This is a genomic window from Kineococcus glutinatus, from assembly GCF_039542765.1.
Classification (GTDB): domain Bacteria; phylum Actinomycetota; class Actinomycetes; order Actinomycetales; family Kineococcaceae; genus Kineococcus_A; species Kineococcus_A glutinatus.
Window position 1 is genome coordinate 1 of the sequence record NZ_BAABIL010000892.1, and the last position, 937, is coordinate 937.

Here is a 937-nt window from a genome sequence, read left to right on the forward strand (position 1 = left end):
CGAGGGCGCCCGCCCGGGTGCGCAGCACGGCACCGGCGGCCTCCCCCGCCCGCACGCCGCGCAGCACGCCGAGGGCGCAGGCGGCGGCCACGGCGAGCGCGGCGAAGCCGGCGTAGAGGGTGTACGTCATCGCCGCCAGGCCGAGGAAGGCGCCGATCGCGGTGGCCGCCTGCCAGCGGTCGCGCACGCGGGCGGGTTCGAAGGTGCGCACGGCGAGCACCGCGACGGCGGGCACCAGGGCCGCCAGGCACCAGGAGTACGCCTCCCCCGCGAAGGGCCCGGCGGCGGCCCCGCGCACGGCCACGGCGGTGGTGACGAGCCCGATGAGCAGACCGCGGCGCGGCCCGGCCAGCCGCGCCCACAGGACCGCCGCGAGGCAGGGCACGACGGCGACGGTGGCGATGGCGACCGGCTTGAACGCCTCCCACGCCGGGGTGCCGCTGAGCGCGGCCCAGCGGCCGGCCAGCCAGAACCAGCCCGCCGGGTAGAAGGGCTCGACGCCGGCGTAGTTCATGTCCGCCAGGTGCCAGTCCTCGGCGAGGCGGCCGACGTACTGGGCGCGGAAGGTCTGGTCCTCGGTGTTGCCGCCGAGGTAGAAGGGCGTGCCGTGCAGCGGCAGCGCGAGCACCAGGGTGGCCAGCGCGGACAGCACGACGACGCCGAGGGCGAGGGTGCCGCGCGGCAGCCGGCGCAGCGGCACGAGGGCGAGCACCGCCGCGGCGGCGACGACCGCGGTCAGCGTGCCCAGCGCGGTGGGCACGTTGGAGGGGTGCACGACGGGCAGCGCCGCGACGACGGCCTGCACCAGGGCGCTGGTGGCCACCGCGAGCAGGAGGGTGCCGGCGAGTGCGGCGGCGAGGAGGACGCTGCCGCCGGGGACGGCCTGCGGCACTGCCGGCCGGCCGGCGGGCTCGCGCCCGGCCCGTGCGGCGGCGGC

At 79.4% G+C, this 937-nt stretch carries 1 protein-coding gene; it reads right to left on the reverse strand.

Annotated features, from left to right (window positions below; genetic code table 11):
• The coding region (locus ABEB16_RS22385) for an arabinofuranosyltransferase (protein WP_345714355.1) at positions 1-937 on the reverse strand (937 nt) is incomplete at both ends.